Source organism: Kitasatospora cathayae, assembly GCF_027627435.1.
Taxonomy (GTDB): domain Bacteria; phylum Actinomycetota; class Actinomycetes; order Streptomycetales; family Streptomycetaceae; genus Kitasatospora; species Kitasatospora cathayae.
This window is the reverse complement of the sequence record NZ_CP115450.1, coordinates 4,964,151-4,988,861: the sequence shown is the minus strand read 5'-3', so window position 1 is coordinate 4,988,861 and position 24,711 is coordinate 4,964,151. Positions and strand designations below refer to the sequence as shown.

Sequence of the window (24,711 nt, the reverse complement as noted above, 5' to 3'; positions counted from 1 at the left end):
GGTCAGATTCCGATCTGGGAGTCGCCGGTCCAGGACTGCAGTTCACTCATCCAGGAATCCCAGATCCCGGTGACGAGCAGCAGACCGACCGCGACGAGCATGCCGCCACCGATCCGCATGACGAGCGGGTAGTGCCGCTTGACCCACCCGAAGGCACCCAGCGCCCGGCGGAACGCCAGCGCGGCCACGATGAACGGTACGCCGAGGCCCAGGCAGTAGAAGGTCATCAGCAGGGCCCCGCGCGCCGCGTCCGCCTGGTTCAGCGACAGGGTCTGGACGGCGGCGAGGGTCGGGCCGATGCAGGGCGTCCAGCCGACGCCGAACACCACGCCCAGCAGCGGCGCGCCGAGCAGGCCGACGGCCGGGCGGCGGTGGGAGCGCACCTCGCGCATGCTCAGTCCGGGGACGAGGCCCATGAAGGCCAGGCCCATCACCACGGTGAGCGAGCCGAGCACGATCGAGATGGCCCGCTTGTGCTCCAGCAGGGTGTTGCCGAACTGGCCGAACAGCGCCCCGCCGGAGACGAAGACCACGGTGAAGCCGAGGATGAACAGCGTCGCCCCGAGCAGCATCCGGCCGCGCCGGGCGCCCCGGGCGTCGGCGAGGTCGGCGGCGGAGAAGCCGGTCACGTACGACAGGTAGCCGGGCACCAGCGGCAGCACGCAGGGCGAGAAGAACGACACCAGCCCGGCCGCCAGCGCGATCGGCGCCGCGGCCAGCAGCGCACCGCTCTGCACGGTGGTGAAGGTGTCCGCGAGCTGGAGTGGCGCACTCACTGCTGCTGCTCCGCGACCACCGGCTGGACGATCGACTCCAGCGCCTCCTGGGTCGTCCCGCCGACGGCGCGGGCGGCCAGCTTGCCGTCGCGGTCGACGACCAGGGTGGTCGGGATGGACTGCGGGTTGAGGCTGCCCTTGGGGAACTTCAGCAGCTGGGTGCCCGCCGGGTCGAAGATGCTCGGGAAGCTGACGCCCTGCTCCTGCTCGAAGCGGACGGCGTTGGTCTTGTCGGTGTCCCGGGTGTTGACGCCCAGGAACTGGACGCCCTTGTCCTTGTACTCGTCCGCGACGGCCTGCAGGTTCCTCGCCTCGGCCCGGCACGGCCCGCACCAGGAACCCCAGACGTTCAGCACCACGACCTTGCCGCGGTAGTCCGAGAGCTTGACCTGGTTGCCCTCGAGGGTCTCCCCGGAGACGTCCGGCGCGTCCCCGCGCTTGCCGGTGTCCGCCTTCGACAGGTTGGTCCCCTTGACGGTGACGAAGCCGACCTGGCCTTCGCCGCTGCTCGACGAGCCCGAGGAGGAACAGCCGGTGAGGACGAGCGCAGCGGCGGCGACTGTGGCGGCGGCTGCGGCGACACGGGGACGGGGGCGCGTCATGGCAGACATGTGAAAAGTTTCGCATGGAGTTCCAGGCGGGTTCGGGGGGGTCCTCCCTTGCGCGCCGCACCTGCTCTGACCTGCGAAGACTTCGGGTCACCCGGCGCTCGCCAGGTGACCCGAAGTCATACTTACGCACCGCTTACGGGCGTCACGCGCCGAAGCTCTTGCCCACCGGCTTGTCCCCCTTGCGGCCCTTGCCGACCAGGTGCGCGGGCAGCAGGTCGCGGGCCGGCTCGCGGTAGCCGACCGAGACGATCTTGTCGCCCTCGAAGGTGAAGCTGGTCAGCGAGGCCAGCGAGCACTGCCGCTTGCGCGGGTCGTGCCAGAGCCGGCGGCGCTCGACGAAGGAGCGGACGATCCAGATCGGCAGCTGGTGGCTGACGCAGACCGCCTCGTGCCCGCGGGCGGCGTCCCGGGCCGCCCCGAGCGCGCCCATCATCCGCACCACCTGGTCGAGGTACGGCTCGCCCCAGGAGGGCTTGAACGGGTTGGTGAGGTACTTCCAGTAGCCGGGGTTGCGCAGCGAGCCGTCGCCGACGCCGAAGGTCTTGCCCTCGAAGACGTTCTCCGCCTCGATCAGCCGCTCGTCCGCCGCGACGTCCAGGCCGTGCGCCTTGGCGATCGGCGCGGCGGTCTCCTGGGCCCGGTCCAGCGGGGAGGCCACCACGTGGGTGATGTCCCGGTCGGCCAGGTCCTCGGCGACCCGGTCGGCCATCTGCCGGCCCAGCTCGGACAGGTGGTAGTCCGGCAGGCGCCCGTACAGGACGCCCTCCGGGTTGTGCACCTCACCGTGACGCATCAGGTGGACGACGGTGATCTCTTTGGCGCTCACTTCTCAACTACTCCTGGGGTGGGTTTCGGCTAGGCCGTGGCGGCGGCAGCGGCGCGCGCGGCGGCCGGCAGGGCGGCGGCGATCCGCTCGATCGCCCGCTCGTCGTGGGTCGCCGAGACGAACCAGGACTCGAAGGCGGACGGCGGCAGGTAGACGCCCTCGGCCAGCATCGCGTGGAAGAAGGCGGTGAAACGGTACGCCTCCTGGGTCCTGGCCTCGTCGTAGTTGGTGACCGCGGCCTCGGTGAAGAACACCGAGAACATGTTCCCGGCGGTCTGCAGCCGGTGCGCCACGCCCTCCTTGGTGAGCGCCCCGGAGACCAGGCCGGAGATCTCGGCGGAGACCTTGTCCACCGTCGCGTACACCTCGTCGGTGCAGCCGCGCAGCTGGGCCAGGCCGGCCGCGGTGGCGACCGGGTTCCCGGACAGGGTGCCGGCCTGGTAGACCGGGCCGGCCGGGGCCAGGTGCGCCATCACGTCGGCGCGCCCGCCGAAGGCCGCGGCCGGGAAGCCGCCGCCCATGACCTTGCCGAAGGTCAGCAGGTCCGGCGCCCAGCCCTCGTTCGCCGCCTCCAGGCCGTACCAGCCGGCCTTGGAGACGCGGAAGCCGGTCATCACCTCGTCGGAGATGAACAGCGCGCCGTTGTTCCGGCAGAGCCGGGCCAGGCCGGCGTTGAAGCCGGGCAGCGGCGGGACGACGCCCATGTTGCCGGGCGAGGCCTCGGTGATCACGCAGGCGATCTCGCCCGGGTGAGCGGCGAAGGCCTGCTCGACGGCGGCCAGGTCGTTGTACGGCAGCACGATGGTGTCGCCGGCCTGGGCGCCGGTGACACCCGGGGTGTCCGGCAGGCCGAAGGTCGCCACGCCGGAACCGGCGGCGGCCAGCAGCGCGTCCACGTGACCGTGGTAGCAGCCGGCGAACTTGACCACCTTCGCCCGGCCGGTGAAGCCGCGGGCGAGCCGGATCGCGGACATGGTGGCCTCGGTGCCGGAGGAGACCAGGCGGACCTGCTCGACCGGGGCGACCCGGGCGACGATCTCCTCGGCGAGCTCGACCTCGCCCTGACCGGGCGTACCGAAGGAGGTGCCGAGGGCGACGGCCCGCTGGACGGCGTCGATCACGGCGGGGTTCGCGTGGCCGAGGATCATCGGACCCCACGAGCACACCAGGTCGACGTACTCACGGCCGTCGGCGTCGGTGAGGTAGGGGCCGGTGCCGGACACCATGAAGCGCGGCGTACCGCCGACCGCGCGGAAGGCGCGCACCGGGGAGTTGACGCCGCCGGGCGTGACCACGGAGGCGCGATCGAACAGCGACTGGGACTGGGGGGCTTCGTAGGGGTAGCTCACGGAAGACATGGTCTCAAATCGTGTCCTTGAGCTCTGCATGTCCGGCCCGATCATCTGGAACGATGATCCGGGCACCGATGTCTGTACGGTTGTCCGTGACGGTTGTCCGTGGCGGTCGCGTACGGGCGGGGCCGATGGCTGTTCCGGAGCACGGACCAGTCAGACTGTGTGCCCAGGGCGCGCGAGCGCTCCGGTCGGGTGCAGGGGTGTGGAGAGGACTGCCGCCTACCGCGAGTGGGTACGGCGGCGCATGACGGGTAAGGAGCACGTCCGGTGGGCGCCGGGCGTGCGGGGGTCTGTCGATTCCGGCGAATTCCGGTGAGGATGGTCCGAGTGTCCGAGGCGCAGGACGGCTTCGACGAGGCGGCGGGTGGCTCCCGCAGGCCCGCCGAAACCGCACGCGGGGGTACGGGAGCGGGTACGGGTCGTGGTCGTCGCGGCGGCGAGAGGCGGGGTGAGGGACGCGTGGGGGTGACCTACAAGTACTTCGGCGCACCGGACCGCGCGACCGCCGCCAGAGTCCCCACCGCCCTCGGTCCGGGGGGCCTCGGCCTGGACGCCGGCGAACTCGGCTCGCTGGGGCGGCTCGGCGACCTGATGGAGACCAGCGGCTCCCCCACCGGCCACCTCTCCACCAAGATCAAGCCGGAGACCATGAGCGCCATGGTCCTCACCGGCATCCAGGGCGTCCCGCTGCACCAGGTGCCGCCGCTGGAGCTCGTCGTGCTGCACCCCGACTACGCCGTCGTCCAACTCCCCCACAACGTGGTCGAACCGCTCCGCAAGGCGGACGAGACGGAACTCGGCGCCGCCGCCTTCATCTGGTCCACCGTCCCCGACCGCCGCGGTCCGCGCGACGCCTTCGTGATCTACACGATGCTGCACGAGTGGCAGGACTTCGCGAACCGGCTGCACGAGGCCGGGCACCAGCTGTACTGCCTCGTCTGGCCGTGACGGGCGGAGGTCGGGGCGGCGACTCCTGACCGGCCGTCAACCACGATCCGTCGGGCGACGGCGAGCGCCCGCGACCGGATGTCACACTCGGCGCCGCCCGGGACTCTTAGGAGCGACGACCCCGCAGGAGGACTGACGCATGCCCATCCAGCCGACGAGTGACTCGCCGACCGCCGCATTCACCGAGCACCGTGAACTGCTCTTCTCGGTCGTCTACAACCTGCTCGGAAGCATCGCGGACACCGAGGACGTCCTCCAGGAGACCTGGATGTCCTGGACGAAGCGGCACGAACGGGCGGAGACGGTGCAGATCGAGAACCCACGCGCCTACCTCGTCCGGATCGCCGTCAACCGGGCGCTCGCCCGGCAGACGACCATGACCCGGCGCCGCGAGGTCTACGTCGGCCCCTGGCTGCCCGAGCCCGTGGTCAGCAGGTGCGTCGACACCCCGTCGGCCACGGACGCCGCGGCTCCGGCCCTGCAGGCCGAAGCCGTCTCGATGGCGATGCTGGTCGTACTGGAGACCCTGACCCCGCTGGAGCGGGCGGTGTTCGTCCTGCACGAGGTGTTCGACTACGCCCACACCGAGATCGCCGGCATCCTCGGACGCACCCCCTCGGCGATCCGCCAGTTGTCCCACCGTGCCCGCGAGCACGTCCACGCCCGACGGCCGCGCTTCCAGACGGACCCGCGGATACGCCGGCAGGTGACCGAGCAGTTCCTCGCGGCCGCGCTCGGCGGCGATCTGGCGACGCTGCTGCAGTTGCTGGCGCCCGACGTCACGATGTGGACCGACGGCGGCGGCAAGGCGCGGGCGGCGGGGCTCCGCCCGATCCTGGGGCGCGACAAGGTCGCCCGGTTGCTCGCGTCAGTCGCCTCCCGCCCCCCGAAGGGGCTGGACATCCGCTACCGGCACGTCAACGGCGATCCGTCCGCCCTGCTCTTCTCGGACGGCGCACCGTACGCCGTACTCGTCATCGAACTGACCCCGGTGGGGGACCAGGTCATCGGCGTCTACGCCGTGACCAATCCGGACAAGCTCAACCACGTGGACTGAGCAACCGTGGAAAACACGAAAAAGCCGGGCGGAACAGGGGTGCCCCTGTTCCGCCCGGCGGCTTCGTTGCCCATCGATCGTTATGCGACACAAACCCCGTCGATGGAGACCTTCTCCAGTACGTGCGGGTAGGCGACCATACCGTCCGGATAGGCGGAGGATGCCTTCTTGAAATTCGGGTTGTTGAATGCCTCGAGGAGCGCCTCGGTGGACTGCCACACCGCGATGTTCACCAGTGTGTGGCTATTGCCCGTACCGCGGTGCAGCTGCGTCGAGATGAATCCCGGACAGCTCTTCATGAACTTGGCATCGCCCTCCCAGATGGCCAGCACCTCCTCCATCTTCCCCTCGGGAACGATGAAGGTGTTGATGAGCACGATGGGGCCGGTCTTCTCCTGGAGCTGCGACATGAAGTCCGTCGACTTGTCCAGCTGGTCGATCCTGATCACCGGTGATTCGCCTTCCGATTCGGAGTACAGCAGGAGAACAGCAGTGTGCGGAAACGTGCCGGAAAAACGCCTCGCCCGCTGCCCCGGGGGTAGGCAGCGGGCGAGGCGGAACCATCAGGCGAACACGCCTGAGTGGTCGGCGACCCACTCGGCGAACGGCCGGGCCGGCTTCCCGGTGACCGCCTCGACACCGGTGCCCACGTGCGCCTCACGGCCCACCGACTCCGCCTGGAGGGCCAGGATCGAGTCGGCGATGGGCTTGGGGGTGCCCTGCGCGAGGATGGCCTGGAGCGCCTGCTCCGGGGAGAGCTCCTCGAAGCGCACCGGGCGGTCCAGCACCTGGGCGATGATCTCCACCATCTCGACCCGGGTCAGCGACTTCGGGCCGGTCAGCGAATAGGTCGCACTGAGGTGCTCGTCGGTCAGCAGGGCGCGCACGGCGGTGGCCGCGATGTCCCGCTCGTGGATGGGCGCCGTGGTGCCGTGGCCGTACGGAGCCCGGACCACGCCGGTCGCGCGGATCTGCGGACCCCAGAGCCCGATCAGGTTGGTGGCGAACTCACCCGCGCGCAGGATCGTCCACTCCAGCCCGGAGGCGACGACCGTCTCCTCGATCTGCTTGTGCCAGGCGGCGATCGAGTCGGTCTGCTCGGCGACGCCGTCGACGACGACGTCGGAGGAGAGCATCACGACGCGCTTGACGCCACGCTCACGCGCGAGCTCCAGCAGACCGGCGGTCGAACCGCCCACCGCCGCCGGGTTGAGGAAGAGGCCGGAGACCCCGGAAAGGGCCTCGGCGAGGGATTCCGGGGAACTCGGGTCACCACTGACGACCTCGACGCCTTCCGGGAACTCCGCCGACTCCGGATTGCGCGTGACCGCGCGCACCGGAACGCCCTCCTCGACCAGGTGCTCGACCAGCGCACGACCGACATTTCCGGTTGCACCGGTGATCAGAAACATGAATCCTCCTTGGCTGTACGTCAATCCATCATTGCTGCACGGAAGTTCAGTCATACCGATGCTACAGCCCGAAGAGGCTCACCCGTCCATGATTGGATGAAAAGGGCTCGGCTCATCCTCGAGAGCTCCCATCGAGCCCCGGAAGAAAATCAACGGATCGTGGTTCCGTCGGGGCTCCCCCAGCTCCACCACCTCACCCATGAAGATGGTGTGGTCGCCGCCGTCGAATTCGTTCACGAGCCGACAGGAGAGATAGGCGAGCGCCTCACTGAGAACCGGAAGACCGTGCTCCGAACGATGGTGCGCCACATCGTCGAAGTTCGCGGTCCGACGCCCCGCGAACGCCCAGGCCAGTTCCTCCTGGCGACCGGTGAGGAAGTTCACCACGAACCCGCCCGAGCGCTGCACCACTTCCCGGATGCGTGAATCCCGGTGCAGGCAGAACAGCACCAGCGGCGGGTCGAGCGAGACCGAGGTGAACGAGTTGACGGTGGTGCCGACCATCCCCTCCCGGTCACCACTGGTGATCACGGTCACGCCAGTGACGAAGAGTCCGCAGGCGTCGCGCAACGCCCTGGGCGCGATCGGCCGGGCCGGCGCCGGCGACTGTTGCGATGGAACCACGAGGAGGCCCCTTTCTCCCTCCGCACGACCGCCAGTCGAGCCGGTCGACCGGAGAGTCGCTGCTAGATACGGGTTTCGGTCAGATCTCGTCGCCGGCTCGGGAGCGGTTCGGGCTCCAGGACGGGCGGGCCGACCGGCAGGAGCGGACCGGCCAGGGCGGTGGTGAGGAGCGCCATGATCACCATCATGGTGAACATCTGGCCGTCCAACACTCCCAGGCTCGCTGCGGCGTTGAGGATGATCAGCTCGGTCAGGCCCCTGGTGTTCATGAGCAGTCCGAGCGTTCTGGACTCCGCCCAGGACAGGCCGAAGAACTTGGCCGGCACCAGCGCACCCAGCAGCTTTCCCGCGCAGGCCACCGCGACGATCAGCGTCAACTCCAGGTACTGGTAGGCGCCCAGTCCTCCGATGTCGACCCCGAGGCCGATGACGACGAAGTAGACCGGCAGCAGCAGCGTGCTGACGTGCTCCAGCGGCGGGTGGAGCCGTTCCTTCAGCAGGTGCGCCGGCTCCCTGGGCATCACGAAGCCGAAGAGGAACGCCCCGAAGATCGCGTGGATGCCGATCCAGGTGGTGAGCCAGGACGAGAGGAACACCCCGGCGCACAGGAGGAGCAGGAGCGGCCGCCACTGCTGCCGGGCCACCAGCCGTCCCACCAAGCCGGCCAGGAGTGGCCGGACGACCAGGAACATCAACGCCACGTACACCGCGCTGAGCAGCCCGACCTGCAGCAGGCGGCCGTTCCCGTCCGCGGTCGCCAGCGCCGACACGTAGGCCAGCAGGCACCAGGCGAGCAGATCGTCGACAGCCGCACTGGCCAGGGCCAGCACGCCCACTCTGGTGTGGCTCAGCCGGTTGTCCTTGAGGATCCTGGCCAGCACCGGGAACGCCGTCACCGACATCGCCGTGCCCATGAACATGGCGAACGCGGTGAACGAGATGGGGCGCCCGTCCGTCTCGTGGTGGTTGCGGTACAGCACGGACGCGATGGCGGTCCCGCAGGCGAAGGCGAATCCGACGGAGGTCAGCGAGACCATCGTCGCCGTCCCCTTGTGCGGTCTCAGCAGGTTCTTGTCGAACTCCCAGCCCACCATGAACATGAAGAGCATCAGACCCACCTGCGCCACCGCGTTGAGGAGCGGACGGACCTCGGCGGGAAAGAGCCGGTGCGGCAGGTCCCCCGGCAGGTGCCCGAGCAGGCTGGGCCCGAGCGCGATTCCGGCGACGATCTCGCCGATCACCACCGGCTGCCGGAACCGGGTGGCCAGTCTTCCGAACACCAGACCGGTCAGCAGGACCGCCGCGGCCCCGGCCAGCATGGTGGCGAGGTGCAGGTCGGCTGCTGTCGCTGGGCTCTTCATCAACGTCCCCCTCCCCGTAGCCGGTGCGATCAGTCGGTGGGCGTCAGCACGACGATCGGGAACAGACGGCCGGTCTTGGTCTCGAACTTGCCGTAGAGCGGGAAGATGTCGACCATCCGCTTCCAGAGCCGGTCGCGCTCGGCGCCGGCCGGCAGTTCCCTCGCCGTCACCTTGAACTTGTGCCGGCCCACCTCGACCACCGCGTCGGGGATGGCCCGCAGGTTCAGCGCCCAGGCCGGGTGCACCGGCTCCCCGCCGTAAGCACCGCAGATGATGTAGCGGTCTCCGTCGGGCACGTAGCCCAGGGCGCTGGTACGAGCGATGCCGGTCTTCCGGCCGCGGGTCGTGATCAGGAGGACCGGCAGCTCGCCGAAGCGGCCGGCGACCTTTCCGCCGCTGGCCCGGTAGACGGCCACGTTGGCGCGCACGATGGCCCGGTTGACCAGCCGCTGCGCCTTGGACGGCGGTTTCTTCCGGTCGTTGGGCCCGATCAGCTTCTTCTCCGTGTCCTGCACGACCTCAGTTCCTCTCCTGATCGGGGAAGGCCACGATGCGGTGGCGGGTCGCGAGTTCCTGCATCTGCGACCAGTCCGCCGGCGGATCCTGCTTCATCAGCGTGCTGAGTTCCTCGAAGAACCGCTCGATCCCGCCCGGGGTGGTGACGCAGAGCATCCTGCCGGGCTCGTCGAGGGTGTTGCGGAAGGCGTGGACCACCCCGCGGGGGCCGTAGACCACGGTGCCGGCGGGCGCCCGGTGGACCACGTCGCCCAGGTGGATCTCGAACTCGCCCTCGACGATGTAGAACGCCTCGTCCGTGTCCTCGTGGACGTGGAAGTGCGAGCCCTGGCCCGCGGGAACGGTCACCTCGTAGAACGAGTACTGGCCGCCCGTGTCCTCGCTGCGCAGCAGGAAGCGACCGGCCTCCTCGCCGGACCAGGTGATCGGCTCGACCTCGTCCGAGTGGACGACCCGGCCGGGGGACGTGGTCATCGTGTGCTCCTCTCCATGGTTGGCCGGATCCGTGGCCGGCACCGTCAGCTGATGCTCTGTGCGAAGGAGAAGGCGCCGTACGGGTCGTACTTGGCCTTGATCGCGGCGAGCTTCGGGTAGTTCTCGGCGTAGTAGGCGGTCCGCCAGTCGGTGAGCGCCGGGTCGATGAAGTTCTGGTACGACTCGCCGTTCGAGTACGGGCTGATCGCGTTGAACCCAGTAGTCGCCCACTGCCGCGCGGCGGCCGCCGTCGTGTCGGCGACCGGGGCGGTGGCGACCGATCCGACGTAGTTGACCAGGTACAGGCTGTCCCGGTGCACGTACGCGGTCTGGGTGCGGCTCAGGTCGTTGACCGCACCGCCCAGCGCGATCACCTGGAGCCGGTAGCTCGGTCCGGCCTGGCGTCCGGTGTCGAAGACCGCGACGGCCGCCTCCCAGACGCTGCGGTCCACCGGCCCGGAGAACATCCGGTTCCGCTCGACGCCGAACGGGTGCCGCGGCAGGACGCCCTGGCTGGTCGCCCCGATCCGGTGGCACTGGGCCACGGTGTCCGTGGCACAGCCGTAGAACCCCATCATCAGCGCCTGGTACGGGACCACGGAGGTCTGCTGCCCGGTCGGCGTCGCGATCATCGAAATCAGCCGGGTGACCTCGGAGTTGAGTTCGGTGGTGGTTCCGGCCGACACCAACAGGACCGCGACGGTCGGCGTGTTGGTCGCAGCGGCGTCGTCCAGGTTGATGCTGACCGCCCCGCTGATGGTGCGCGGCGCGGACACCAGCCAGCGCGTGAAGCCGTCCAGGGTGTCGACCGCGTGGTCGTAGCTCCAGGTCAGGCTGGCGACGGCCAGCTGGGTCAGCGCGGTGGGCTGCACGGTGTACGAGGTGACGATGCCGAAGTTGCCGCCACCACCGCCCTTCAGGGCCCACAGGAGGTCGCTGTTCTGGCTCGCGGAGGCGGTGACCTGGCTACCGTCGGCCAGCACGACCTGCGCCGAGGTGATGCTGTCGCAACCGAGGCCCAGTGGACGGGTCAGCATGCCGATGCCGCCGCCCTGGAGGTAGCCGCCCGCCGCGACCGTGGGGCACATCCCGCCCGCCAACGCCAGCCCGGCCGGGGCCAGGCCGTTGGTGATGTCGACCAGTTCGGCGCCGGGGCCGATCGTCGCGCTCGTCCCGGACACCGTGACCGAGTTGAGCCCGGAGACGTCGATGACCAGTCCCGGGGTGGTCGAGTACCCGCCCAGGCTGTGGCCACCGCTGCGGACCGAGAACGGCATCGCGTTGCTCTGGGCGAACCGCAGGCAGGCCGCCGCGTCGGCCGGACTCGCGCAGTAGGCGATGGCCCGCGGGTTGATGATGTCGTACTGCATCAGGTCCAGCTGCTTGGCCGTCCCGTAGTTCGCGCTGGACGGCAGCACGAGCTGCCCCTGGAGGGACGACGCGAGCCTGCTCCACTGGGGGCAGGCGGTGTCGGCGAACACCCCCTTCGGATCCAGTGCCGTCAGGGCGATGGCGGCGGCCGTGGCTTCCAGGACGCTTCTTCGTCTGATCATGGTGGTTCCCCCGTGCTTGGTGGTTCGGTCGGCGTTCGGCGGTGCCTGCGGGTCAGAGCAGCTTCTTGCCCTTGGCGGTGGCCCTGATCAGGCCGCGCAGGTTCTCGTCGCCCAGCTCGCGCATCTCGGGCGGGCCCTGTCGCGTCGCCCAGTGCATGAACTTGATCATGGTCATGGTGGTCGGGGCGATGAAGCGCTTTCGCGGATCCTTCCAACCGAAGGTCGGATTCACGATGTCCGAGTCCTGGAGGAGGCGGAAGACGATGTTCGCCGCCTCGTCTCCGTCCAGCTCCCCGACCTCGTACTTCTCGCAGGTTTCCGCGGTGGCCTCCAGCAGCGCCTTGAGCTTGTCGCTCTCGGGCCACCAGAGCCCGGTGTGCGGAGCGTTCTCCAGGTCGATGAAGTGCTGCGGGTTCTTGTTGTCGAGTTGGAACCGGAGCCGCGCGCGGGTCAGCCGCATCACGCCCGGGGTAATCAGGGCGCCCCAGACCCGGAACACCGCGTTCCACAGCTTGAAGTGCGAGAACGAGATGAAGGAGCTGTTGACCAGCATGTCGTTGAAGTGCAGGAGTCCGCGTTCCAGCTCGTCGACGTACTCGAACCGCTCGACCGCGAAGTCGTCGTCCTTGAGCGCGTCGAGGATGCGGTAGCTGAGCGCGTTGACGACCTCGAAGGTGTTGGACAGGCCGCGCGAGTAGAGCGGGTCGATGAAGCCGGCCGCGTGCGACATCAGGCACCAGCGATGGCCGATCGAATGCGTCGAGGAGTACTGCAGACGATCGGTCGAGACCCACTCGCGCACCCGGTGCGCCCCCGCGAACTGGCGCTTCACCGCCGGGAACATGTCCAGGTAGCGGTTGAACTCCTCCTCCGGCGTGAGATCGGCCGGCTTCGGGTAAACGCGCTCGTCGAAGGTGAGACCGACGCTGCAGAGCGGGTTGCGGGAGTCCTTGTAGTTGTCGAACGGGATGATCCAGAACCAGCCCCGGTCGATCAGGTGGTGCATCGTCCCGTTGTGCCACGGCACCGGCGGGCGCAGCTCGGCCGGGTGCCGGCTCACGTCGTCGAAGGGCTTGATGCCGACGTAGTGGGTGAACAGCGAACGCGAGTGGTGGTTGAACCTGGCAGGGGTCTCGCGCAGTTGGAACTTCTCGGCGAGCAGCGAGCGGAACCCGCTCGCGTCGATCAGGAACTTCGCCCGGAACGCCTCGCCGTTCTGCCCGGTGACGGTCACGCCGTCGTCGTCGAAGGCCAGGTCGGCGGCCCGCCAGTTCTGCCGGGTCGTGCAGCCGTACCGGGCCGCGACGTGGAACATGTAGGAGTCGCTGTCCTGACGGAACAGGTGCGCGGCTTGGGAGAGCAGCTTCGGGAGGACCAGCTGGGTGGCCTCGCGGGGATCGGGCTCCTGGTCGGGACGGTGCAGCATGAAGCCGAAGTGCTGCTTGGTACCGAAGTGCGGGCCGATGTCCCGGGTGGTGGCCTGCACGCTGAGCAGGCTCTTGATCTCGGGAACGTCGTAGCGGTCCGCCAGGATGTGCAGCCATTCGACGAGCTGCGGGGTCATCGACTCACCGACCGCGAACCGCGGATGCGCGGCCGCGTCGGCCAGCACGACCTTGGCACCGTTGCGGGCCAGGATCGCCGCGCTCACGGAGCCCGCCAGACCCGAGCCCAGGACGAAAACGTCACAGTGCTGGACCTTGCCGGAGTCCCGAGGTGCTGCCGGAACCTTGCTGGGCATGATCGGACCTCTCCTTCGAATGGCTGTGTGGTGTCTCGATGCGTGCACTGGGGCGTGACACGCCTCAGGCGTCCGGCGTGCCGAACCAGCGCCGCAGTGCCGGCCCCGGGTCGGCGACCGCGTCACCGGCCCACGCCAGATGACCGTCCGGACGCAGCAGCAACGTGGCTTCCGGAGCGGGCGAGTCCGGTGCGGCCACGGCCGCGACCAGACGGACGCGGCCCGGCCAGCCGGCGGTCGTCCGCTCCAGCTCCGTCCGACGCCGCGGATCGCCGGACAGGTCCAGCAGCACGCCCCGGGCCGGGCGCAGCAACTCGGTGGTACTGGTGGAACCGTCCGGCGTGACGAGGTCGAGGTGCGGCACGCGCCGGCCTTCGAACGGCTCCCCTTCGTCTCCGTACCGGATGTCCAGGCCGCTGATGACACTGCCGAGGTGGGCCCGGACCCGGTCGTACGCGAGGAGCTCGGCGGTGACCGCGCGGACCGCGTCGACCTCCGGGCCGCCGAGCAGCAGCTGCGTCTGGGCCTCGATGGCGGACAGCACCCGGCTCCCGACCGGGTGCCGTTCGCCGTGGTACGTGTCGAGCAGCCCGGCCGGCGCCCTGCCGCCGACCTCGGCGGCGAGCTTCCACCCGAGGTTCACGGCGTCCTGCAGACCCACGTTGAGGGCCTGTCCACCCACCGGCATCTGCCGGTGGGCCGCGTCCCCGGCCAGCAGAACCCGTCCACGGCGGTACTCCGCCGCCTGGCGGGCGGTGTTGCCGAAGGCGTTCAGCCACAGCGGCACGCCGCCGCTGATGTCCTCTCCCGTCACCGCGGCCCAGCTCCCGACCAGTTCCGCGTACGAGGGCTCCGCCGTGCGCTCGGCCGCGGGGCGCCCGAACTCGTGGACCATGATCCGGGTGATGCCGTCCGGGCGACGGGCTGCGATGGCGAGCCCCGTCGGCGTCCTCTCGAAGCGCCGGTTCGGCACCTCGATGCCGGCCACGTCCGCCCGGAGCAGTTCCCGAGTGGCGTCGGTGCCGGGGAAGGCGAATCCGGCCAGTCCGCGCACGGTGCTGTGCTCCCCGTCGCAGCCGACCAGGAACTCGCCGGTGAGCGTGCCCGGGCCCGCCTCGGTGACGTACTCGACCTCGACCCGCTCGTCCACCTCTCGGACGGCCCGGACCTCGTGGCCACGCCTGAGTTCCGCGCCCAGTCCGAGCGCCCAGGAGGCCAGCAGTTCCTCCAGACGGGTCTGCGGGACCTTCCACTGCCCCCGGTAGCGGGTCGGCGGGCCGCTCAGTTCCATGGGCAGCCCGCCGAAGTGCCCCAGCACGTCGCACGCCGGGTTGCCGAGCGGCTCCACCAGCCCGCGGTGGTCGAGCAGTTCCATGGTGCGGGCGTGGAGGGTGGAGGCCCGGGACTCCGTGGTCGGTGCGATCAGCCGCTCCAGCACGACCACCTCGGCGCCGCCGAGCCGAAGCTCCCCGGCCAGCAGCAGGCCGACCGGCCCGGCACCGACCACGATGACCTGGGTGTCCACGTCAGCGAAGTCCTTCGGCGTGGTCCTTGGCCAGACCGAGGGTCGCCCTGCTGTTGGCACCGAGCGCGTTGCGGACGAACTCCCGGGCCCGGGCCAAGTCGGCCTCCGCACCGAGGACCTCGGTGATCCTCTCGCTGTTGATCACCACGGTGTGCTGGGAGGTGGCCCGCACGCCGTCGCCGTCCTCCTCCAGCACCCACCGGCCGGTGTGCAGGGTCATCAGGGCCGGCAGGGTGATCTGCTTGTAGACGATCCGCTCGTTGGGGAAGCAGACCCGCACGGACTTGGTGGTGTGGGTCGACCCGTCCTTCGTCCGGGTGTCCATCTCCAGGAGCTGCAGACCGGGCGAGGGCTCCTGGAAGTCGACCCGCGCCACGTGCGGCAGCCGCTGCTGCCAGTGCTGGGCCTCGTTGAGGAAGTCGTAGACGTCCTTGGCCGAGCCGTCGATCCGCACGGTGTCCTCGAAGGACAGGAGCCGGTCCTGCGCTCCCGTCATGAGCTCGGCGTTCGCCTTGAGGGCGATGAGCTCCGAGCGGGAGTTGCGGTCCACCGCCTGGTCGATCCAGGTCAGACCGGCCGGATCGTCGTCCACTGCGCGGTAATCGTGCAGCAACCGGACCCGGCACTCGTCGGCCGAGATCGGCTCGATGACCCAGGCGCCGCCCATCGCGGCGACCGGGGCGGCCGAGACCTCCTGGCGGAAGTCGATCCGCAGCGCCTCACGGTCGAGGGAGCGGCGGGAGACCCAGCTCTTGGCGTCACCGTTGACGGTGGCCCAGATCCGGATGCGCTCCTCGGCAGCGCCCTGTTCCAGGACTTCGACGTGGACGGTCGGCGGAAAGAGCTGCGGCCAGTTCGCCACGCCCGCGATGAGCTGGTAGACGTCGCCGGCGGGGGCTCGCACGGTGGTCTCGTGCGTCACTTCGCGAAGGCCGGGCTGCGCCATGATGTCCTCCTTGTTCCGGTGGTTTCCGCTGCTCAGAAGTTGCCGAGCCCACCGCAGACGTTGATCGCCTGGGCCGTGATCGAGGCGGCCGTGTCGGTGGCGAGGTAACCGACGAGTCCGGCGACCTCCTCGGGGGTGGAGTACCGGCCGAGCGGGATCTTCGCCTGGAACCGCTGCAGGATGGTGTCCGGCGTGGTGTCGTACGCCGCCGCGTAGCCCTCACGGACGCGCTGCGCCATCGGGGTCTCGACGTAGCCGGGGCAGACCGCGTTCACGGTGATCCCGGTCGGCGCCAGCTCGTTGCCGACGGCCTTGGTGAAACCGACCACACCGTGCTTGGAGGCCGAGTAGGGGGCACCCAGCACGACTCCCTGCTTCCCGGCGGTGGAGGCGATGTTGATGATCCGCCCGTGCCCGCGCGCCAGCATGCCGCCGGCCTCGAGCACCTCGCGCGTCATCAGGAAGACGCTGGTCAGATTGGTCTGCAGGACGTCGAGCCAGAGCTCGTCCTCGAGCTTCGCCGTGGGGCCGCCGCCGCTGCGCCCGGCGTTGTTGACGAGCACGTCGACCCGGCCGAAGCGGTCGACGGCGCCGGCGACGAAGGCCTTGACCTGCGCGGTGTCCCGGACGTCACACACCGTCCCGTCGACCTCGAAGCCCTCCTCGGACAGCTCCTTGACCGTGGCCCGCACGGCGTCGGCCGAGCGCGCACAGATGTACACACGGTGCCCCTGTTCGGCCAGTTGCCTGGCCGAGGCGCGTCCGATGCCGCTGGTCGCTCCGGTGACCAGGGCTACCCGTCGTTCCTCCAACGCCATGTCCTCTCCTCGAAAGCCCGGTTCCTGCGGGTGGATCAGTCCGGTTCCGCCAGGGTGGGCGGCCCGGCTCGGTCACGCCGTACGAGCCGCGGCCAGTTGCTCGTTGACGGCCGCGATCAGCGCCCGGGGGCCCGGGGAGTCGCTCAGCGTGTTGTCGTCGAGGCGGATCCCGAAGATCTGCTCGATGCGGCTTCCGGTCTCCAGCAGGGCGAGCGAGTCGTAGCCGAGCTCGTCGAAGGCGAGGTCGAGGATGTCGCCGTCGAGGTCGACGCCCTCCTGCTGCCCGGCTGCCTCCCGCAGAATGCGGCGAAGGTCGTCGATGGTGAGTTCCTGCACTGCCGTCTCCTTTCGTTCTCGGTGTGAGGCGGTGGATCCGTCAGTCGGCTGCGCGACGGACCACCATCGCGGAGTTGAAACCCCCGTGGCCGCGGGCCACCACAAGGGCGGCGCCCACCGGCAAGACCCGGGGCTCGTCGATGACCAGGTCCAGCGCGTAGTCCCCGGACGGGTCGACGTTGGTGGTGGGCGGGATCAGCCCGTCCCGGATGGACAACAGTGCGGCGGCGAGGTCCAACGAGGCCGCACCGGCATGCAGTCGACCGGTCATCGTCTTCGGCGCCGTGACCGGCACCCCTCGCGGACCGAAGACCGCACTCAGGGCATCGGCCTCGATCCGGTCGAGTTCAGGCACCCCCGCCGCATCCGCGAACACCACGTCGATCTGATCTGGCGTCAGCTCTGCTTGGGACAGCGCCCGTTCGATGGCGCGCTGCAGCCCGGGGGCACGGCCACTGCCGGGCTTGGGGTCGAAGGTCGAACCGTGGCCGGCGATCTCGCCGTAGATCCGGACACCTCGCGCCCGGGCGGTCGCCGCGTCCTCCAGGACGAGCATCGCCCCGCCCTCACCGGAGACATGACCGGCGGCTTCGGCGTCGAAGGGCCGGTAGGCCCGGTCCGGTTCGTCACTGGTGCTCAGTCGCCCGCCGGCCAGTTGGGCGACCCAACCCCACGGGCAGATCGAACCGTCCACGCCGCCGGTCAGCACCAGGCGGGTGCCGTTGCGGATCTGGCGGCCGGCTTGAGCCACCACGTCCAGGCCGCCCGCCTGGTCGGACACCAGCACGCTGCCCGGCCCGCGCATCCCGTGCCGGATCGAGATCTGGCCGGTGTTCACCGCGTAGAACCAGGCGAACGACTGGTACGCGCTCACGTACTGGCCGCCCTTGCTCCACAGGTTCTTCAGCTCGCCCTGGCCGAACTCGAACCCACCGGCCGAGCTGGCGGTCACCACTCCCAGGTCGAACCGGGCCCACTCTTCGGGCCGCACCTCGGCGTCCGCCAGAGCCCAGTCCGAGGCGACCAAGGCCAGTTGGGTCATCCGATCGGTCTGCGGAAGCAGCCGACTCGGCAGGTGGTCCTCCGGCACGAACCCGGACACCTCCCCGGCCAGCCGGGCCGGGTAGCCCTCCGCGTCGAACCTCGTGATGGCCGCGAGGCCGCTGATCCCCTCCCGCGTCGCGGCCCAGTACTCCTCCGTGCCGAGGCCGTTCGGCGCGGTGATGCCCAGTCCCGTCACCACTGGCGTCGCGTTCATCCCGCCCTCCTCAATGCCATCGCACTCTGGAACCCTCCGAAGCCGCTGCCGACCGTCAGCACGGAGTCCGTCCGGTGCTCCCGGGCGTGCAGCGGGACGTAGTCCAGGTCGCACTCGGGGTCTGCAGTGTGCAGGTTCGCCGTCGGAGGCACGACGTTGTTCTCGATCGCGAGCGCGCAGGCCGCGATCTCGATGGCCCCGATGGCGCCCAGCGAGTGCCCGATCATCGACTTGATCGAACTCACCGGGACCCGGTAGGCGTGATCACCCAGGCTGTGCTTGAAGGCGGCCGTCTCGTGCCGGTCGTTCTGCTTGGTCCCGGAGCCGTGGGCGTTGACGTAGTCGATCTCCTCCGGGTTCAGCTGCGCCTGGTCCAGCGCCACCCGGATCGCTTCGGCCATCTCCCGACCGTCCGCGCGCAAGCCGGTCATGTGGAAGGCGTTGCAGCGAGTGGCGAAGCCGGACACCTCGGCGTAGATGTGCGCTCCGCGCCGCTTGGCCCGCTCGTACTCCTCCAGGACGAACATGGCGGCGCCCTCGCCGAGCACGAAGCCGTTGCGGCTGCGGTCGAAGGGCCGCGAGGCATGTTCCGGATCGTCGTTGCGCGGCGTCGTGGCCTTGATCGCGTCGAAGCAGGCCACCGTGATCGGGGAGATCGGGGCGTCCGAGGCGCCGGCGAACATGATGTCGGCGGTGCCCTCGCGAATCAGCTCGGTCGCGTAACCGACCGTATCCAGCCCCGAGGTGCAGCCGGTGGACACCACCGTCGCCGGGCCCTCGGCGCCCACCGCCCAGGCCACCTCACGTGCGAAGGAACTCGGCACGAGGTAGTCGTAGAGGTGCGGAACCGCGTAGGTGTGATCGACCAGGTCGAGTCGGCCGCTGTCGCTGACCACCCGGTACTCCCGGTCCAGCCCCGTGGTGGCGCCGACGGCGCTGCCCACGCTGACCCCGGTCCGGTAGGGGTCCAGCTCCGAGGATTCGAGCCCGCTGTCGGCCAGCGCCTCGGCGGCGGCCACCACGGCGAACTGTGCGGCCCGGTCCATCCGGCGGATCTCCTGCGCGCCGAGACCGTGCGCCTCGGCGTCGAAGTCGATCTCGCCCGCCACCCGGGAACGGAACGGTGACGGATCGAAGAACGTGATCCCCCGGGTGGCGGTACGGCCTTCGCTCAGCAGGCTCCAGAAGTTCTTGACTCCGACTCCACCCGGTGCCAGAACGCCGACCCCGGTTATCACTACTCGCCGCCTCATCGGCGCATCCCCTCTGAATAGCGCTGGTCAGGAATTCTTGGACCAGGTGTAGAAGCGCGTCGCCATGGCGTCGGCCGGCGATCGCCAGGTCTCCGGGTCGTAAGCCCCGATGTACGGCTTGAGGTCCTCGCTCACGTTCAAGAAGAGCGGATTGTTCTTGGCCGCCTCGATCGCCGACCCGCCGTTATCCGAATCGAAGTCCTGTAGGTGGAAGTAGAGGCCACGGTAGAAGAAGAGCTGGCGTCGCCGGGTCCCCATGAGATCCGGCATCTCGGTCCGGTCGAACTCCCGGAAGATCTCCGCGACATCGCCGCTTGCGGACGGATCCATCCGGGCCACGATCAGCGTGCTGTGCATGAGCTGTCTCCCTCGTGAATGCGGTTCAGGTTTCCGCGTACTCAGGCGGCGGCGCCGAACCAGCGGTTCAGTCCGTCGGTCAGTGCGCCACCGTCCGGCGCCGCCCAGGCGACGTAGCCGTCGGGACGGACCAGCAGTGCCGTCGTCCCGGCGAGCGGGCCCTCGTCGGAGGGTTCGGCCGGTACGCAGCTGATGATGTCGATGCGGTCGGCCCAGGGCTTCGCGGACAGCTGCAGGTCGGCGTCGCCGCCGAGGTCGATGAGGACCCCGCGCCCCGCGTGCAGGAGTTCCACCGTGCCGGTGCGGCCGCGCGGCCCCACCAGTTCCCGGGGCGGGACCCGTCGGCCGAGGAGTGGATGACCGCCGTCGCCGACCTGGTAGCCGAGGTCCAGCCCGCTGACCATGCCGGCCAGATGACGGCCGACCTCGGGGAACTCCATCAGCTCGGCGAAGACCCGGCGCAGCGGTTCGATCTCGGCGCCGCTCAGGTAGAGCAGTCCCTGCGCCTGGGTGTTCGTCAGCAACCGGGCACCGGCCGGATGGCGCTCGGCGTGGTAGCTGTCCAGCAGCCCCTCCGGGGCCCAGCCCCGCACCTGGGCGGCGAGCTTCCAGCCGAGGTTCATGGCGTCCTGCACGCTGACGCTGAGTCCTTGGCCGCCGGCGGGCAGGTGGGTGTGCGCGGCGTCGCCGACCAGCAGCACCGAACCCTTGCGGTAGTGGGTGACCTGCCGGGTCGCGTCGCCGAACGAGCTGACCCACAGGGCGTCGCCGCCGTGGATCGAGTCGCCCGTCAACCGCTGCCAGGCGTCCGCCACCTCGTCGAAGGTGGGCGGTTCGGCCCGCCGGCGCGGCGGCGTCCCGCGCTCGCAGACGATGATGCGGTCCACGCCTTCGCGCAGCGGGGCCGACATGACCATGCCGCCGGGCACCCGCTCGCCGATCTGCCGAGCCCGGAGGTCGCAGCCGGCAACGTCGGCGAGGAACATCTCGATGGTCGCGTCCGTCCCCGGGAAGTCGAAACCCGCGAGGCGACGCACGGTGCTGTGCCCGCCGTCGCAGCCGACGAGGTAGCGACAGCTCAACGTCCGGATGCCGTCGGGCGTCTGGGCGGTGACCTCCACCCTGGCGCCGTCGTCGGCGAGACCGACCACCGTCCAGCCCCGGCGAACCTCGACTCCCACCGACGCCGCCCACGCGCCCAGGACCTGCTCGGTCCGGGTCTGCGGTATTCCGCGGGCGCCGAAATGGGCCCCGGGCAGGACGCTGTAATCCAGCGGTATGCCGCCGAAGTGCCCCGCCGGGCTGATCGTGATGTCGCCGAACATCGGCAGCAGGCCGCGCTGGTCGAACAATTCCATCGTACGGGCGGTGAAACCCAGCCCTCGGGACTCTCCGGAAGGCTCCTCCAATCGCTCCAGGACGACGACGTCGACTCCGCCGAGCCTCAGCTCGGCGGCCAGGGTAAGGCCCGAAGGGCCCGCACCCACGACAATGACTGAGGAATCCACGCTTGCCCCCTCGAGGCGGCAGGAAAGGTGGCACAAAAAGAGCCCGGGAGTCGCCGCGAAGGGAATGTTCGGGAAACTCACAGGGCTTCTGCAGTCAGGCTCTGGATTCGGACACAGTTCGACTGCCGGGAAAAGCGTGACACTTCTCAGCGAGGACTGTCAACGTCGATCTTCCGCCCAGCGGAACAGCGAGCCGAAAAACGAGAACGGCAGCGTGCGTCCTGCGCACACTGCCGTGGTCCACGCGGAAGTCTCGGGCGACCTCGCTGCCGGCACCGGCCGGCCCTCACCGGCCCTGGCCATCAAGACGCCTGTCTCAAGGCACACTTGAACCGGCAGGACTAGCGTGACACTCGGTCAGCCGCATGTCAACGGCCACCTCCGGAGGGCCGACATCGCCCCCTGCGGAAGCCGAACGGCCCGAGGGCGCACCGACCTTGATCGGAGCGCCCTCGGGCCGCGCACGGACGAACAACGCCTGTCAGTGGCCGCCCACCGCCGATTCCGCTGCTTCACGGGCGCCGTCCGACGGCGCCGGCGGCGAGTCCGGCAATCCCTTGACGACGAGGCAGACCGCGGCTCCCGCCAGCACGATGACCAGAGGCAGCGCCATGGTCGGCTTCATCGCCTCCACGAAGCCGAAACGGAACACCTCCGAGGCCACGTCCTGCACCCGATGGGCCACTTCCTGCGTGAAGCCCCCGCTTCCCGGAGCGCCACCGGACTGCCCGACGCCCACCTCCAGGCCGCTCTTGCCCGCCCCTGCGAAGCTCTCCACGAACCCGACCCGGGCCTGCTCCGGGAGTTCGGTCACCCGCTGCTTCGCCTGGCCGTCCAATGCCGAGACCAGTCGGCCCTGGAGCACCGCTCCGACCGCTGCCGTCGCCAGCACCGAACCGACTTGCCGGAGCGTGTTGTTCACCCCGGACGCGGCCCCCGACAGTCGCGGCGGCACGTTCCGCATCGCCTCGGTCGCCATCGGGGTGAAGGTCGCACCGAAGCCGATCCCGGCGACTGTGAAACCGGGCAGGAAGGCCGTCCAACTGCTGTCGGCCTGCGCCACCAGCAGCAACCACAGGGCTCCGGCGGAGAACAGGACCAGCCCACCCAGCAGGATGAACTTTCCACCGAACTTGTCGGACAGCTTCCCCGCCGGGCCGGCCACGAGCATGGCCATCACCGAGGTGGGCGCCATCACCAGGCCCGCCTTGAGCGCGCTGAAGCCGAGGACCGACTGCAGGTAGATCGTCATCGGCAGGAACAGGGCGATCACCCCGAACGAGACCGTGACCGCCACCACGTTCATCGCGGTGAAGTTGCGGTCCCGGAAGAGGGTGAACGGCACCAGCGGTTCACCGTCCTGACGGCCGCGCTGATGGATGAGGAACCCCGCCAGAAGCAGCACCGCCAGTCCGAGCAGTGCCCAGATCCAGAGGTTCCAGTCGTACCGCTGCCCCTCGGTCAATGCGAAGGCCAGGCAGAGCAGAGCCGCCGACGCGATCAACACCCCGATGGTGTCAAGCCGTTGACCTGGCCGTGCAGCCCGCTGCCGCGCGGGCAGGATCGGCACGGCCAGCAGCAGCACGAGGATGCCGATCGGCAGGTTCACGAAGAAGATCCACCGCCAGTCGAACTTGGTGACCAGCAGACCCCCGAGGGTGGGCCCGGCCACCGTCGAGATGCCGGCCACCGAGCCCCAGATTCCCATGGCCACACCGCGCCGCTCGGCCGGGAAGGTGTCGACGATGATGGACATCGTCTGGGGCAGGAGGAGCGCCGCTCCGAGCCCCTGGACCGCTCGGGCCGCGATCAGCTCCGCCGCCCCCTGCGACACCCCGCACAGCAGGCTCGACAGCGTGAACAGCGCCACGCCGGCGATGAAGAGCTCCTTCTTGCCCCGTAGATCGCCCAGCCGACCGGCGGTGATCAGCGCCACCGCCAGCACCAGCACGTAGGCGTTGCTGATCCAGAGGACCTGGTCCAGCGACGCCGACAATTTGGTCACCATGTCCGGGATCGCGATGTTCACGATCGTCAGGTCCAGCAGGGTCATGAAGAACCCGAGCGCCAGCACGAGCAGGACCGCCCATGGGTTACCGCGCCATCGACTCATTCGACCTCCTCAATTCGAAATGCTCCTTGCGAACGCCCCGCCCGGACCGGGAAACGGCCAGGCGGGGCCGCCGGATCCAAGAGCCGCAGAACCCGCCCCGATGTGACATCGACCCGCCCGGGTGACGCGTGGCACGAATTTTCGTGCGGATGTCACACTCGCGGCCCGCTGCGACTCTTATCGATGAGGTATCCGAGCAGGTCTCCACGCGGCGAGCCCCCCGCAGGCCGGCCGTGCCGAATTTCCGCCCCGCCGATCAACCACAGCGCCGCTGCTGCTGATCGAAGTCCCCGTCGATGATCTCGTCCAGGTCGTACTGTGCCCGTGCCGGGCTGCCGTAGCGGGTGAGCCTCCCCCGGCTGGCCCACTTCCTGATGGTGGCGACGGAAACCCCGGCGGCCAGGGCCGCCAGCTCGGTCGGAACCAGTCGGCGTCCGGTGTGACGGCCGTTCATGCGACTCCCCTGTTCAGGCGCGTATCGCCGGCCGCGTGGGTCTGCCGCGTCCGCTGGATCTGCCGCGCCAGTTGGAGCCACTGGTGGGCCAGCCACACGTGTCCGGCCGCACACCGCACCTCGCTGCCCCGCCGCCCCACCTCGCCCGCGGGGGTGGTGGTCATCTCCTCCTGGCAGTCGGGGTGCACGCATCGCCCGAGGTCGATGCGGAGCACCGGCTGGACGTACGCCGAACGGCGCGCCCGAGCCGCCACGTCGGCCACCTCGGCCGAGAGGTCCGCACACGCCGGGTGCCGGACGAGCCAGTCCAGGTGGTTCACCAGGAAGGTCGCCAGGTCGACCGGCTGCCGTCGCACGGGCCGGGCCGCCCCGAGTTCGTCGGTCACCAGCTGTGCCCACGCGGCCAGGCACCCGAGGATGGCGGACCTGCTCTCCACCACCTCGTCGTCCACCCGCAGCCCACCTGAGCCCCGGGAGCCGCTGACCCTCGGTCGGCCGGTGACACGCGCCGGCAGCAGGGCGTCCACACAATCGTCGTACATCTCGGGCAGCTCAAGCAGGTCCGCCTTGAGCTCGTGGAAACAGCCGACACACAATCGCGGACCGTCGGTCGCGCGCTCCCCGGCTCCGGCGGGTGCGGTCGGATTGTCGCAATGCAGTCTCGCGCACACTGAGATGCTCATCTCACTCCAAGGTCATGACGCAGAAGAAACGGGCATGACTGGGCGCGGAATTTACAAACTCAGACAGAGGGTCCCTTGCCGGGAAATTGGATTCAACAAGAAATCAACGCCGGATCACGGCGGATCGATGCACGCAAAGCTGGACAACCGCACCATGCCAGCGCTATCCGACACTACTCGGAACCCCCGTTCCAAATTCACGCGCA

The 24,711-nt window shown here is 69.6% G+C and carries 25 protein-coding genes; 2 read left to right on the top strand and 23 right to left on the bottom strand.

What is annotated here, in order from left to right; translation table 11 throughout:
• Positions 1-2: 2 nt before the first annotated feature.
• From O1G21_RS22230 to hemL, 4 genes are all read right to left on the bottom strand, one after another.
• Positions 3-776, bottom strand: coding sequence for a cytochrome c biogenesis CcdA family protein (locus tag O1G21_RS22230; RefSeq protein ID WP_270146367.1), 774 nt, complete (start codon positions 774-776; stop codon positions 3-5).
• Positions 773-1,387: a TlpA family protein disulfide reductase gene (locus O1G21_RS22225; protein WP_270146365.1), complete on the bottom strand. Its 615-nt coding sequence runs from the start codon at positions 1,385-1,387 to the stop codon at positions 773-775. The genes O1G21_RS22230 and O1G21_RS22225 overlap by 4 nt, the downstream gene beginning before the upstream one ends.
• Before the next feature lie 142 nt (positions 1,388-1,529).
• Entirely contained in the window at positions 1,530-2,180 is a 651-nt protein-coding gene (locus tag O1G21_RS22220; RefSeq protein ID WP_270151172.1) for a histidine phosphatase family protein, read from the bottom strand.
• 62 nt (positions 2,181-2,242) lie between these two features.
• Positions 2,243-3,571 carry a glutamate-1-semialdehyde 2,1-aminomutase gene (gene hemL, locus O1G21_RS22215; RefSeq protein ID WP_270146364.1) on the bottom strand — a complete coding sequence of 443 codons (1,329 nt, stop codon included), beginning with the start codon at positions 3,569-3,571 and terminating at the stop codon, positions 2,243-2,245.
• 462 nt (positions 3,572-4,033) lie between these two features.
• Between hemL and O1G21_RS22210 the strand changes: the two genes are divergently transcribed.
• Together O1G21_RS22210 and sigJ are read left to right on the top strand one after the other, a co-directional pair.
• Complete coding sequence (locus tag O1G21_RS22210) at positions 4,034-4,516, top strand: hypothetical protein (RefSeq protein WP_405000695.1); 483 nt, start codon at positions 4,034-4,036, stop codon at positions 4,514-4,516.
• A gap of 139 nt (positions 4,517-4,655) precedes the next feature.
• The gene (gene sigJ / locus O1G21_RS22205) at positions 4,656-5,573 is read left to right on the top strand and encodes an RNA polymerase sigma factor SigJ (protein ID WP_270146360.1); all 918 of its coding nucleotides are present in this window, start codon (positions 4,656-4,658) and stop codon (positions 5,571-5,573) included.
• Between the two features lie 80 nt (positions 5,574-5,653).
• Here sigJ and O1G21_RS22200 read toward each other — a convergent pair whose 3' ends face one another.
• The 19 genes from O1G21_RS22200 to O1G21_RS22110 all read right to left on the bottom strand — a co-directional run bounded on the left by O1G21_RS22200 (position 5,654) and on the right by O1G21_RS22110 (position 24,364).
• Positions 5,654-6,022, bottom strand: coding sequence for an antibiotic biosynthesis monooxygenase family protein (locus O1G21_RS22200; protein WP_270146358.1), 369 nt, complete (start codon positions 6,020-6,022; stop codon positions 5,654-5,656).
• A 114-nt stretch (positions 6,023-6,136) separates the two neighbouring features.
• On the bottom strand, positions 6,137-6,985 hold the full coding sequence (locus O1G21_RS22195) for an NAD(P)H-binding protein (RefSeq protein WP_270146356.1): 849 nt from the start codon (positions 6,983-6,985) through the stop codon (positions 6,137-6,139).
• Positions 6,986-7,063: 78 nt separating this feature from the next.
• Entirely contained in the window at positions 7,064-7,609 is a 546-nt protein-coding gene (locus O1G21_RS22190; RefSeq protein WP_333493487.1) for a flavin reductase family protein, read from the bottom strand.
• A 62-nt stretch (positions 7,610-7,671) separates the two neighbouring features.
• Positions 7,672-8,970: a cation:proton antiporter domain-containing protein gene (locus tag O1G21_RS22185; protein WP_270146353.1), complete on the bottom strand. Its 1,299-nt coding sequence runs from the start codon at positions 8,968-8,970 to the stop codon at positions 7,672-7,674.
• Positions 8,971-8,999: 29 nt separating this feature from the next.
• Positions 9,000-9,485 carry a nitroreductase family deazaflavin-dependent oxidoreductase gene (locus O1G21_RS22180; protein ID WP_270146351.1) on the bottom strand — a complete coding sequence of 162 codons (486 nt, stop codon included), beginning with the start codon at positions 9,483-9,485 and terminating at the stop codon, positions 9,000-9,002.
• A gap of 4 nt (positions 9,486-9,489) precedes the next feature.
• Positions 9,490-9,960: a cupin domain-containing protein gene (locus tag O1G21_RS22175; protein ID WP_270146349.1), complete on the bottom strand. Its 471-nt coding sequence runs from the start codon at positions 9,958-9,960 to the stop codon at positions 9,490-9,492.
• Positions 9,961-10,004: 44 nt separating this feature from the next.
• Positions 10,005-11,513 carry an FAD-binding oxidoreductase gene (locus tag O1G21_RS22170; RefSeq protein WP_270146347.1) on the bottom strand — a complete coding sequence of 503 codons (1,509 nt, stop codon included), beginning with the start codon at positions 11,511-11,513 and terminating at the stop codon, positions 10,005-10,007.
• A 52-nt stretch (positions 11,514-11,565) separates the two neighbouring features.
• Positions 11,566-13,254 (bottom strand): NAD(P)/FAD-dependent oxidoreductase, encoded by a 1,689-nt coding sequence (locus tag O1G21_RS22165; RefSeq protein ID WP_270146345.1) that lies wholly within the window; start codon positions 13,252-13,254, stop codon positions 11,566-11,568.
• A 64-nt stretch (positions 13,255-13,318) separates the two neighbouring features.
• Positions 13,319-14,779, bottom strand: a complete 1,461-nt coding sequence (locus O1G21_RS22160) for an FAD-dependent monooxygenase (protein ID WP_270146343.1) — start codon at positions 14,777-14,779, stop codon at positions 13,319-13,321.
• 1 nt (position 14,780) lies between these two features.
• A complete protein-coding gene (locus tag O1G21_RS22155) occupies positions 14,781-15,725 on the bottom strand; it encodes an aromatase/cyclase (RefSeq protein ID WP_270146341.1) in 945 nt (314 codons plus the stop codon).
• A 32-nt stretch (positions 15,726-15,757) separates the two neighbouring features.
• Positions 15,758-16,543, bottom strand: a complete 786-nt coding sequence (locus O1G21_RS22150; protein ID WP_270146339.1) for an SDR family NAD(P)-dependent oxidoreductase — start codon at positions 16,541-16,543, stop codon at positions 15,758-15,760.
• A gap of 72 nt (positions 16,544-16,615) precedes the next feature.
• Positions 16,616-16,879 carry an acyl carrier protein gene (locus tag O1G21_RS22145; RefSeq protein ID WP_270146337.1) on the bottom strand — a complete coding sequence of 88 codons (264 nt, stop codon included), beginning with the start codon at positions 16,877-16,879 and terminating at the stop codon, positions 16,616-16,618.
• Positions 16,880-16,919: 40 nt separating this feature from the next.
• Entirely contained in the window at positions 16,920-18,137 is a 1,218-nt protein-coding gene (locus O1G21_RS22140; protein WP_270146336.1) for a ketosynthase chain-length factor, read from the bottom strand.
• A complete protein-coding gene (locus O1G21_RS22135; protein ID WP_270146334.1) occupies positions 18,134-19,390 on the bottom strand; it encodes a beta-ketoacyl-[acyl-carrier-protein] synthase family protein in 1,257 nt (418 codons plus the stop codon). The genes O1G21_RS22140 and O1G21_RS22135 overlap by 4 nt, the downstream gene beginning before the upstream one ends.
• 27 nt (positions 19,391-19,417) lie before the next feature.
• Positions 19,418-19,747: a TcmI family type II polyketide cyclase gene (locus O1G21_RS22130; RefSeq protein ID WP_270146332.1), complete on the bottom strand. Its 330-nt coding sequence runs from the start codon at positions 19,745-19,747 to the stop codon at positions 19,418-19,420.
• Positions 19,748-19,788: 41 nt separating this feature from the next.
• The gene (locus tag O1G21_RS22125; RefSeq protein ID WP_270146330.1) at positions 19,789-21,255 is read right to left on the bottom strand and encodes an FAD-dependent monooxygenase; all 1,467 of its coding nucleotides are present in this window, start codon (positions 21,253-21,255) and stop codon (positions 19,789-19,791) included.
• Positions 21,256-21,736: 481 nt separating this feature from the next.
• Positions 21,737-23,368 carry an MFS transporter gene (locus O1G21_RS22120; RefSeq protein WP_270146328.1) on the bottom strand — a complete coding sequence of 544 codons (1,632 nt, stop codon included), beginning with the start codon at positions 23,366-23,368 and terminating at the stop codon, positions 21,737-21,739.
• A gap of 256 nt (positions 23,369-23,624) precedes the next feature.
• Positions 23,625-23,822, bottom strand: coding sequence for a hypothetical protein (locus O1G21_RS22115; RefSeq protein WP_270146326.1), 198 nt, complete (start codon positions 23,820-23,822; stop codon positions 23,625-23,627).
• Complete coding sequence (locus O1G21_RS22110; protein WP_270146324.1) at positions 23,819-24,364, bottom strand: hypothetical protein; 546 nt, start codon at positions 24,362-24,364, stop codon at positions 23,819-23,821. Before O1G21_RS22110 ends, O1G21_RS22115 begins: the two co-directional genes overlap by 4 nt.
• Positions 24,365-24,711 lie beyond the last annotated feature (347 nt).

Coding starts and splice junctions, on each gene's coding strand:
- O1G21_RS22225 (WP_270146365.1), bottom strand. CDS start 1,387: ATGTCTGCCATGACGCGCCCCCGTCCCCGTGTCGCCGCAGCCGCCGCC.
- O1G21_RS22220 (WP_270151172.1), bottom strand. CDS start 2,180: ATGCGTCACGGTGAGGTGCACAACCCGGAGGGCGTCCTGTACGGGCGC.
- hemL (WP_270146364.1), bottom strand. CDS start 3,571: ATGTCTTCCGTGAGCTACCCCTACGAAGCCCCCCAGTCCCAGTCGCTG.
- sigJ (WP_270146360.1), top strand. CDS start 4,656: ATGCCCATCCAGCCGACGAGTGACTCGCCGACCGCCGCATTCACCGAG.
- O1G21_RS22195 (WP_270146356.1), bottom strand. CDS start 6,985: ATGTTTCTGATCACCGGTGCAACCGGAAATGTCGGTCGTGCGCTGGTC.
- O1G21_RS22185 (WP_270146353.1), bottom strand. CDS start 8,970: ATGAAGAGCCCAGCGACAGCAGCCGACCTGCACCTCGCCACCATGCTG.
- O1G21_RS22175 (WP_270146349.1), bottom strand. CDS start 9,960: ATGACCACGTCCCCCGGCCGGGTCGTCCACTCGGACGAGGTCGAGCCG.
- O1G21_RS22170 (WP_270146347.1), bottom strand. CDS start 11,513: ATGATCAGACGAAGAAGCGTCCTGGAAGCCACGGCCGCCGCCATCGCC.
- O1G21_RS22165 (WP_270146345.1), bottom strand. CDS start 13,254: ATGCCCAGCAAGGTTCCGGCAGCACCTCGGGACTCCGGCAAGGTCCAG.
- O1G21_RS22155 (WP_270146341.1), bottom strand. CDS start 15,725: ATGGCGCAGCCCGGCCTTCGCGAAGTGACGCACGAGACCACCGTGCGA.
- O1G21_RS22150 (WP_270146339.1), bottom strand. CDS start 16,543: ATGGCGTTGGAGGAACGACGGGTAGCCCTGGTCACCGGAGCGACCAGC.
- O1G21_RS22140 (WP_270146336.1), bottom strand. CDS start 18,137: ATGAACGCGACGCCAGTGGTGACGGGACTGGGCATCACCGCGCCGAAC.
- O1G21_RS22135 (WP_270146334.1), bottom strand. CDS start 19,390: ATGAGGCGGCGAGTAGTGATAACCGGGGTCGGCGTTCTGGCACCGGGT.
- O1G21_RS22130 (WP_270146332.1), bottom strand. CDS start 19,747: ATGCACAGCACGCTGATCGTGGCCCGGATGGATCCGTCCGCAAGCGGC.
- O1G21_RS22120 (WP_270146328.1), bottom strand. CDS start 23,368: ATGAGTCGATGGCGCGGTAACCCATGGGCGGTCCTGCTCGTGCTGGCG.
- O1G21_RS22115 (WP_270146326.1), bottom strand. CDS start 23,822: ATGAACGGCCGTCACACCGGACGCCGACTGGTTCCGACCGAGCTGGCG.
- O1G21_RS22110 (WP_270146324.1), bottom strand. CDS start 24,364: ATGTACGACGATTGTGTGGACGCCCTGCTGCCGGCGCGTGTCACCGGC.